Here is a 1,541-nt window from a genome sequence, read left to right as displayed (position 1 = left end):
GAGAACGCACATAGGTTTGTGTAAAATATAATAGATAGGTTGAAACTTATTTGGAAATTACTATGAGGATTTCTTCCCATAGTAATTTTTATTTTTTTGGGAATAACTAAATAATGAGAAAGTATAGCTTCTTTACGTTATTATTATTTGTAATATTTTCATTATTATTCATCTTTATTCAAAATCGTACAAGCTTTATTTTTTAGATATATTGTTCAAGCCTATCCTCAAACATTATACTAAGTTGAGCTAAGGTATTAGCCCAATTTTGCCTAGGTGATGTCCATTTAACCATTATTTGTTCCGTAGCTAAATATAAAGCTTTTGTTAGGGAATCATCCGTAGGGAATACAGTCCTTATTTTAGTGAACTTTCTTAGTTGTCTATTAAAGCCTTCTAAAGCGTTAGTGGTATATATTATTTTTCTTATCTCTTCAGGAAAACTAAAATATGTTGATAAATTACCCCAATTATTATTCCATGATTGTATCACTATTGGATATTTATCTCCCCATTTAGCTTCTAAAGCTTGCAATGATTGACTTGCCATGGTTTCATTTACTGCCTGATATACTCCCTTCAAATCCTTCATGAAATCTTTCATATCCTTTGAAGGTATATATTTTATAGAGTTCCTTATTTGGTGTATTATACAACTTTGTATATTTACTTCAGGGAAAACGGCTTTAATAGCATCAGGAAGCCCTTTAAGTCCATCCATACATGCTAAAAGTATATCTCTAACCCCTCTGTTTTTAAGATCATTGCATACAGATAACCAAAACTTAGCACCTTCTTGCTCACCAACCCATATTCCAAGTATATCTTTATAGCCCTTCGTATCCAGTGCCATACAAATATAAGCTGCTTTGCTGACAATTCTATGTTGATCTCTAACCTTGAAATGAACTGCATCCATATATACTATAGGATACAAAGGGTCTAAAGCCCTGTTCTGCCAGGCAGTAGCTGTATCCATTACTTTATCAGTAATTTTAGATATCATTGAAGGAGATATGTCTACCCCGTACAGTTCATCTATTTCTGACTTAATATCATCCACAGACATTCCTCTTGCATACAAGCCTATAACCTTCTTATCAAGCTCATTGCACACAGTTTCATATTTCTTAATAATCTTAGGCTCAAACTTAGCTTTTCTATCTCTTGGTACATCTACTTCAACTTCACCAAAACTAGTTTTAATGTTCTTTGAACTATATCCATTTCTATAATTTTTATCTTCAACACTTTGTCTTTCATACTTTTCTCTTCCAAGATGCTCTTCCATTTCTGCCTCTAAGAACTGCTGAATTATACCCCCGAATAGTCTCTGCATTAACCCATTCTTACCAACTAAATCCTCCATACTCTTGCACTTACTTAACTCCTTTTTAAGGTCAATATCTGGTATCTCTAATGAATTCATAAACTTCTCCTCCTAAAAAATATTTTATAGTTATTGTTTCCATAAATACCAGCTATACATACATAAAAAGAACATCCATAGATTTGATTTACACAAATCTATGGATGTTCCC

At 32.3% G+C, this 1,541-nt stretch carries 1 protein-coding gene; it reads right to left on the bottom strand.

All coding sequences use genetic code 11. The features are described from left to right. Positions 1-202: 202 nt before the first annotated feature. Positions 203-1,429: an IS256 family transposase gene (locus HGI79_RS22385; RefSeq protein ID WP_185652876.1), complete on the bottom strand. Its 1,227-nt coding sequence runs from the start codon at positions 1,427-1,429 to the stop codon at positions 203-205. Between the last annotated feature and the right edge of the window lie 112 nt (positions 1,430-1,541).

Source organism: Clostridium sp. DJ247, from assembly GCF_014231265.1.
The sequence above is the reverse complement of the archived record's forward strand: the minus strand, read 5'-3'. Positions and strand labels throughout refer to the sequence as shown.